The 7,019-nt window shown below is 63.0% G+C and carries 9 protein-coding genes; 3 read left to right on the top strand and 6 right to left on the bottom strand.

Going from position 1 to position 7,019, the window contains the following annotated elements; translation table 11 throughout:
• Positions 1-207: 207 nt before the first annotated feature.
• The 3 genes from SSPN_RS0130525 to SSPN_RS0130500 all read right to left on the bottom strand — a co-directional run bounded on the left by SSPN_RS0130525 (position 208) and on the right by SSPN_RS0130500 (position 3,667).
• Positions 208-1,704, bottom strand: coding sequence for an FtsK/SpoIIIE domain-containing protein (locus SSPN_RS0130525; RefSeq protein ID WP_010312547.1), 1,497 nt, complete (start codon positions 1,702-1,704; stop codon positions 208-210).
• Between the two features lie 86 nt (positions 1,705-1,790).
• On the bottom strand, positions 1,791-2,111 hold the full coding sequence (locus tag SSPN_RS52385; RefSeq protein WP_010312545.1) for a hypothetical protein: 321 nt from the start codon (positions 2,109-2,111) through the stop codon (positions 1,791-1,793).
• Between the two features lie 1,199 nt (positions 2,112-3,310).
• On the bottom strand, positions 3,311-3,667 hold the full coding sequence (locus SSPN_RS0130500) for a hypothetical protein (RefSeq protein ID WP_010312541.1): 357 nt from the start codon (positions 3,665-3,667) through the stop codon (positions 3,311-3,313).
• 132 nt (positions 3,668-3,799) lie between these two features.
• On the opposite strand from SSPN_RS0130500, the gene SSPN_RS0130495 reads away from it, so the two are divergent.
• Both SSPN_RS0130495 and SSPN_RS0130490 read left to right on the top strand, forming a co-directional pair.
• Entirely contained in the window at positions 3,800-4,612 is an 813-nt protein-coding gene (locus tag SSPN_RS0130495; protein ID WP_010312540.1) for a GntR family transcriptional regulator, read from the top strand.
• 3 nt (positions 4,613-4,615) lie between these two features.
• Positions 4,616-5,374, top strand: coding sequence for a glycosyltransferase family 2 protein (locus SSPN_RS0130490; RefSeq protein ID WP_010312538.1), 759 nt, complete (start codon positions 4,616-4,618; stop codon positions 5,372-5,374).
• 75 nt (positions 5,375-5,449) lie between these two features.
• Here the strand turns inward: SSPN_RS0130490 and SSPN_RS0130485 are convergent, their stop codons facing one another.
• The 3 genes from SSPN_RS0130485 to SSPN_RS46655 form a co-directional block, all read right to left on the bottom strand.
• Positions 5,450-5,950 carry a hypothetical protein gene (locus SSPN_RS0130485; protein WP_010312536.1) on the bottom strand — a complete coding sequence of 167 codons (501 nt, stop codon included), beginning with the start codon at positions 5,948-5,950 and terminating at the stop codon, positions 5,450-5,452.
• Positions 5,951-6,046: 96 nt separating this feature from the next.
• On the bottom strand, positions 6,047-6,265 hold the full coding sequence (locus SSPN_RS0130480) for a hypothetical protein (protein WP_010312534.1): 219 nt from the start codon (positions 6,263-6,265) through the stop codon (positions 6,047-6,049).
• A 2-nt stretch (positions 6,266-6,267) separates the two neighbouring features.
• On the bottom strand, positions 6,268-6,459 hold the full coding sequence (locus SSPN_RS46655; protein ID WP_010312532.1) for a hypothetical protein: 192 nt from the start codon (positions 6,457-6,459) through the stop codon (positions 6,268-6,270).
• Positions 6,460-6,557: 98 nt separating this feature from the next.
• Here SSPN_RS46655 and SSPN_RS0130470 point away from each other — a divergent pair, with 98 nt between their 5' ends.
• Positions 6,558-6,788, top strand: a complete 231-nt coding sequence (locus SSPN_RS0130470; protein ID WP_010312530.1) for a MerR family DNA-binding transcriptional regulator — start codon at positions 6,558-6,560, stop codon at positions 6,786-6,788.
• Positions 6,789-7,019: the final 231 nt, after the last annotated feature.

Genomic DNA, 7,019 nt, shown 5'->3' with positions numbered 1-7,019 from the left:
GTCAGCGAGTCGCTCCGCAGCCGATGCCCGAGCCGAGAGCGCGCCCGCCCGAGCCGGTATGAACGCAGCCCGTACAGGGCGGTCGTGGCGGTGGTGAAGCAAAGCATCGCTTCTGCGAACATGGGTAACGCCTCCATTGCGAGGTAGGACCCGCCCGGGTTGCTCTTGTTCGGGAGCCCGGGCGGGCCGCATGAAACAGGGGAATGATCAGGCGATCTCTTCGTCGCCCTCGTCGTCTTCGAAGTAGCCGATCTCCTCGATCTCGTCATCGGCATCTTCGATCGACTCGAAGTCGAAGCTGTAGATGTCCTTTTCGGCCTGCCCGGCGTGTTCGTCGTCGGTGGCCTCGCGCCGGATCGGGGTGACTGTCGCGCCCCGGTCGGTGCAGTACTTCACCAGCTCGGTGATGTCGTCGTCGGTGGTGTAGGCGGCACGAACCCGCAGGGGTTCCCGTCGACCGTCTTTCTTCACGTAGGCGACGCCCGCGAGGTACTCGGGGATCTTGTCTGCGAACGCGCCCGCATCGCGCATGCCCTCGCCGAGGCACATGTCCACATACGACGCGGAATCCAGCCGCAGCGCGATCTTCGTGGGGAACAGACCGCGCATCGGGATGACGTCCTTGGTCGGTTCCTGCGACGCGGCCACGGTCCGGCCACCCACCGCCCGGTACTGCGTGAGCGCCTTGCTGAGATCCAGCTCGAACGGTGCCCGAATCGCCTTGTCCGCGTAGGCGGTCATTGCGGCGAGCTCATCGCAGATCAGCAACTCCAGCGGTGTTTCCAGCGACGGGGTGAACGTCCTGACCCCTTGGCGGCCGAGCTCCAGCTTCCGGGCGTCGAGAATGCTGGTGTACTTCGTGATCAGCTTCTGCCCGGCCTGGTCGCTTTCGGCGAACTCGTAATACATCTCCTCGCCGATGCCGAACTCCATGCCGCCCTTGGGGTCGATCACCCACAACCGCACGTAACCGGCCCGGATCAACGGGGCCAGGGCGCGCAGAAGCGCCCACATGAACGAGCCCTTCCCGGCCCCGGTCGCTCCACCCAGGAGGATGTGCAGGTCCCGGCCCAGTAGGTCGAGGGTGAAGTCCCGGCCGTATTCGTCCCTGCCGATCGGTAGCCGCCGCAGATCCACCGCCTCGACCGACTCCGCCAGGTCCGGTAGGGGAACGAACATGTCGTCGAACGGTTCCCGGCGCTGGAAGTCCAGCGCGATCCGACCGGGCTTGAGGTGGCGCACGTTGGTCGAACGTGCCTTAAACGAGTTCGCCAGTCGGTTGATCACTTTCTCGAAGTCCTCCGGTTCTTGGCCCTTGGCCATTCGGACGTGCACGGTGTCCCATGACCACGTGCTTTTCACCCGCGTCACGCGCGGAGCCAGCGTGTTTCCCTTGTGATCGATGGTGGTGAGGTTGCAGGCGGTCATGATCCGAAGCCATTGCCGCCGGTAGGACCACCACCGTCTCCACCACGCCCGCAGCAGGCGACCGGCGAACCTGTCGAAGGTCGGCCGGTCCAGCAGCCGCCAGGAAGCGCCGGCCACCACGGCAATCCCGGCGGCCATGAGCACGGTCTGATACCCCACCCACAGCACCGCGGCGTCCAGCACCACCACCGAGCCCACCGAACGCGGATGCCGCGCGACGAACCGTGCCGCCGCCCGAACCGGGGTCCTTTCCGTGGCCACCCGCGTGTCCCGCATTGCCGCCTTACCTTTCTACGAGCAGAAGAAAAGGGGGCGCTGATTCTCGATAGAGATCAACGCCCCCTGTGCCGAGTCGAGCGGTATCAGTTCCGGCGCTGGGTCATCTCCAGCTTGGCGACCAAATCGCCGACCGAGTTCCGCATCTTGTTCAGCGGGGTCCCCATACCCTTCGGGACCCCGAACCGCTTCAAGTGGTTCACCAGCGCCACCCCGAACGCGCCCGCCTGCGCCGCGCCCGCCAAATCCTCGACTTCCTGGAGATCCTTCTTCTGCATGATGTCGTCTTCCAGGAACTCCACCCGCGACAGTTCCCGGAACAACGCGTCCAGCAACTCCCCGATCTTCTTCAGCCGGGCGACAGCGGGCGTGTTCTTCCGCATCCCGACCGGCAAATTCGCATTCACGAACCAATTCCCCTTTCTCGATAGTCGTGTCCGTGCCCGTTTCGGGCTACGAAAAGTTCAGGTCCCCGTGGATGTCGCCGGAGACCGCCACGTGCGTCCCCACCTGCCCGAAGTTCAGATTGACCACGCCCGGAGTCTCGCTCTGAGCCCTTCTCGAACCGGGCTGCGACCACCGAGCCCTGCGCTTGCTGGACCGGCCGCCGAACTCCGCAGCACCCGCACTGCGCGTTGATCCTCACTTGCTCGCACCTTCTCCGATGCATCCCGAACCGTGAAAACCGTTCATCAGGAACCCCTTACTAGGACCGCTTCACCTTCACGAAGCGCTTGCAGAACGCATCCTGCGAGTGCGAATAAAGCCACTTGTCGCAGTCGCAAGCCGGGCAGTACTTCAGCGACATCTAACCCTTCCTTTCCCCAGCCGGAACCGGCTGATAATCAGGGCACTTCTCCGAGTCACCCCAAGAACTCCGGTGCGGAACCTCCGAACCGCAGAACCGGCACGGCAGCAGCGTCGAGACGTTGCTTAATCCGCACCAGCCGATCTCCCGGACCTTGTCCTCGTCCTCGAACACGTACACCACCGACGCCTGACGGCCACACGTACACAGCTCGCCAGGAATCGCCGGACGTTCACTCATCATCGCCACCCGCTTTCTTTGGCCTGGAGACCATGAAGACCCCCGGCATGAGCAGGAATTCCCTGCCGTCCCGATTCCGGGGGTCAATATGGCCTCCCCGACGCATCCAAATCGCGCCGAAAGAAGGCATAGCTCGGCCCACGACGACTACCACCGAGGCGCATAGCCCTCATAGCAGCTTTCGCCGTTCGGACCGCCCCTGTGAACCCATTCATTGCGTACGTTCCGGTAAATCGTGTGATCGCAGATGCAACGCGCCACAGTCGCTTTCTCGTCCGAGTTCTCCAATCCCCCGTTGTAGTAGGCGACCGGCTGAGCGAACGTCGACGGCTGCAAAGATCCCAATTTGCCGTACTGCATAACTGACACCACCTTGTTGTTGCAGGAAACCATGAAGACCCCCGGCATGAGCAGGAATTCCCTGCCGTCCCGATTCCGGGGGTCAATATGGCCTCCCCGACGCGAATCCGCGCCGAAAAAGGCATAGCTCGGCCCACTATGTAATTCTCAAAGAACATGCCAGAATTGGCAGAGAAAAGAATCTGAAAGCGCGGGGACTCAGCCCGCGTTCGGGGCCAGCACGCCGAGGGCCTTCAGCGTGACACCCTGGGTTCCGTTGTCCAGAAGAAACTGGGAGAGGCGCGGGTGGTGCAGCGCGACCAGATCACCCTCCTCGATCCCGGACGGCGGCTCCGTCTCCAGCGTCACCTTCATCTCGAAGCCCTTCGGAGCCCGCTTGCCCTCCTCGGTCGGGATCGCCTTCATGAAGATTGACATCTCGTACAGCGGCGCACCGTCCTGGTTGGTGGCGATCTCCTGCTTGCCCGTGTCGCGGTTCTTGTACATCTTCACCACCGGCTCCTCGACCACGCGCACCTTGTAACCCTCAAGCACAACCGGAACGTTCTTCAGCATCTTGGTTCTCCACTGGGTTAGTTTCTCAGTTTCCTAGCCAACTAGGACCGATGAGATCAATCTAGCGAGTGATCGTCGAAGAGTCAAGGGGTTGTACTAGGAAACTATGAACTGTTGTGATCTAATGGGGGTATGACCACAGCTACCAGCGGTTTTGTTCCGATCAGGGACCAGATCGCGAACAAGCTTCGCGCGGCGATCCAGTCCGGCGAGCTCCAGCCTGGCGACAGCTTGCCGACCCTGAGCGAGATCTCCAAGGAGTGGGGGGTTGCGAAGGCGACAGCAGACGCCGCGCTCGGCCTCCTCCGAGAGGAAGGTCTTATCGCCCCAGGCGGGCGCGGTAAACCTGCGCAGGTTCGGAAGCCTCCGACGCGTATCAAGTTGCCGGCCGAGATGGGCCAGGCCATGAAGAACCTCGTTCGCGAGTCCGAAGATGTGCGGGCGGCAAGCGGCGCTCTTGAGATGACGACCGGCGACAGTGTCCAAGATGTGGAATTCTCGGCCAACTACACCGAGGTTGAGGCGACCGAGGAACTTGCGCAGGAGTTCGGCATCGAAGCCGGAGCGCCATTGATCAAGCGCGAGTATTCGATGGTCGATAAGCGCAGCGGCACCTACACGTCATGGTCTGTCAGCTACATTCCGCGCGCGCTAATCGAGTCCAACCCGGCACTTCTCGACGAGAGCAACGAACCCTGGCCCGGAGGACACCAACACCAGCTCTACACCGTCGGTATCGAGCTGGACCGCTTCGAGACGACTCTTTGGTCCGTCACCCCGACAACCATCGAGCGCCAGCAGTGGGGGATGAACGAAGGCGTTCCGCTGCTTCACGGCCGCTCGAAGTCCATCGACATCGAGGGGCGAGTAGTCGAGCTTTCCGAAGCTGTCTACCCCGCCGATCGGACCGAGGTGTGCTACGTCGAGCGCCTGGACAGGTGGTGACGCATGCACAAGATCTCGATCGTGACGGCCGTCGTCCGCGACAAGCATCAACATCTGCTTGACACCTACGAATCCCTTGCCTCGCAGGAACTTCCGGACGGATGGGACTGGCAGTGGATTGTTCAGGAAGACGGCCAAACCGGCCTCCTTGACGATCTCCTACCGAAAGACCCGCGCATCTCGCCCGGTGCCAGCCAGCACGGCCGGGCCTCGATGGCGCGCACGATCGGGCTTAATCGCGCCGAGGGCGAACTCATGCGCACGCTCGACGCCGACGACGTCCTCCCGGCGGGGGCACTCGCGCAGGACGTCAAAGCCCTAATCGGTTCCCCAGAAGTCGGGTGGTGTGTGTCCCCGACACTCGATCTCATGCCGGACGGTTCGCTGCTGCCAGGTCCATGTGACCCGGAACCGGGACCGCTGTCCCCCGGCATCTTGTACGAGGGCCAAGCGGCCGGTGAGCTTCAAGTTGTCGGCACGACGATGTGCACCTATACGGCGCTTGTGCGTGCTCTTGGCGGGTGGCCAGCACTGTTCGCTGATGAAGATGTGGCGCTGATGCTCGCAGTTGAAGCCGTGGCACCAGGTGTGATGTTGCCCGATCCCGGGCTGTACTACCGCAAGTGGCCAGGAGCGACTACGGCTCAAACGGCTGACTACCGACCCGACGAAGGTCATCTTCGGAACACGGCGATCCTCTCGCGAGCAGACGCCCTGCGGGAGCTTGGATGGCGCTGGACGGCGAGCAGGACCGAGATGTGAACTAGCTCAAACTAGAAGACGACGTAGGACGACGGCGCTGCTTGGCTGCAACCAGGCAGCGCCGATCTTTATGGGTCAGGTTCCTGACTCTGGCGTTGCCGCATGCCACGGCAAGGGTGCGCCGGACTTGTCAACGCTACGCGCAGCCTCCTTCATCGCAGCCTCGTAAACATGCCGTCGACCGCCGAGCAAGGCCTGACGAACGTGCTTCTCCTGACTGCGGAAAGGTTCGTAGTAGCCCTCGTCAAACTCCTCGATTGCTTGGAACGTCCAGCGGCCGGGAAGGACGTTACGGCCCACGAGGTCACGCTCGATGGCGTCGGCAAGTTCGGTGTGCCCGGTGCTGCGTAGGGCCTGCACAGCCACGTTGAGCTTATCGTTGGCTGAGCCGATCAGCTGGTGCCACTCGTAGAGGTGGCCACGTGCCCGCTCGACCGTCTCCAGCGCTTCAGTCACCTTGCTAGCAGCATCGACCGAGGCAACGTCGACACCTTCAGGCCACCAGTGGCGCTCCGCAGGGTGGTCCAACGCCGAGTGGTTAGCAGTCCGTTGGTCGAGATCGTCTGTTTCTGCCATCAACCCGCATTCTGCACCGGACGGCACCGGGTCTGCTCGCTCAAGCGCCAGAGGATCGGTTCGGTTCGGCTGAAGCCAGGCACCGCCGGTTTTCTATCATCGGTTCCGGTCCTTGCGGCACCAACCCTCGAAGTCCTCGACGGACTCGAAACCGCAGATTGGAACGAACTCTGCCTTGAACGGCCGAGCGTCGAGTGTCTCGCCAGCAAGCCGCCGGGTATAAGCCACGGAGTCGAAGACCTGAACCAGCTGACCGCGTGGCCAGAGGTACGTCCACCCGCCGACAGCGAACCGCCACGCCTCGCGATCCGTCATGCTCAATCCGCCGCGTCGATGATCAGCGGCACATCCGCATCGGCGCGGAGCTCTGAAGCAAGGGCGGTCAGCCGGTCGGCAAGCTCGTGACGCTGCTCTCGCGTATACCGTCCTCCGCCCAGCTCGAAAGCCGCCTCGTCAAGCTCCCACTGAACCGAACGCGCCAGCACCGCAAGCCGAGTGTCTGTTGCCATACTCGTCTCCTAACGCGCCAAACGAGACATTGAAGCCAAGCGGTCTGAACGAGTCTGCCGAAAGGTAGCCAAACGCGTCAACTGCGACAGTCGAAGGTGTGACGCGCAATCGACTGTTGACGTCGGGCGAACTGGCTCGTGAGCTGGGCATCAGTCCACGCACTGTGGCGCGTTACGTCCGCTTGAACCTGCTGACGCCAACCGAGACCACACTCGGTGGCCACTACAGGTGGGACCTTGACGAAGTTCGCGAACAGATCAAGAAACTTCGCGAGCAGAACTCACATGGCGAGGACCTGGACGGGTTTCACGACCAGGCACACGAGTAGTGCGACTCGTGCCGCGTGACGCTCATATCCCGAGGCTATCGGCCAAGCCCCACCAGGCCCCAGCCCACGTGTGTTTAAACCGGGGCCGCCTGCCTGCTGTATGCGAGCCCAACCGCGACCGCCGCCCCGCTGTATGCGAGCCCGGCCCAAGCCGACCGCCGACCGGGATCGGCACGCCGACCCGGCCGGCGGTCGGCGGGCCGGGCGCAAGCGGAAGGGGCGGCGGGGGCG

The sequence above is a fragment of the Saccharopolyspora spinosa NRRL 18395 genome, from assembly GCF_000194155.1.
GTDB lineage: Bacteria > Actinomycetota > Actinomycetes > Mycobacteriales > Pseudonocardiaceae > Saccharopolyspora > Saccharopolyspora spinosa.
This window is presented reverse-complemented; position numbering and strand designations above follow the sequence as displayed.

Excerpts from the sequence above, each read along its gene's own strand:
- SSPN_RS0130480 (WP_010312534.1), bottom strand. The coding sequence starts at position 6,265 with ATGACGGATCGCGAGGCGTGGCGGTTCGCTGTCGGCGGGTGGACGTAC.
- SSPN_RS0130500 (WP_010312541.1), bottom strand. The coding sequence starts at position 3,667 with ATGCTGAAGAACGTTCCGGTTGTGCTTGAGGGTTACAAGGTGCGCGTG.
- SSPN_RS0130490 (WP_010312538.1), top strand. The coding sequence starts at position 4,616 with ATGCACAAGATCTCGATCGTGACGGCCGTCGTCCGCGACAAGCATCAA.
- SSPN_RS0130485 (WP_010312536.1), bottom strand. The coding sequence starts at position 5,950 with ATGGCAGAAACAGACGATCTCGACCAACGGACTGCTAACCACTCGGCG.
- SSPN_RS0130525 (WP_010312547.1), bottom strand. The coding sequence starts at position 1,704 with ATGCGGGACACGCGGGTGGCCACGGAAAGGACCCCGGTTCGGGCGGCG.
- SSPN_RS46655 (WP_010312532.1), bottom strand. The coding sequence starts at position 6,459 with ATGGCAACAGACACTCGGCTTGCGGTGCTGGCGCGTTCGGTTCAGTGG.
- SSPN_RS0130495 (WP_010312540.1), top strand. The coding sequence starts at position 3,800 with ATGACCACAGCTACCAGCGGTTTTGTTCCGATCAGGGACCAGATCGCG.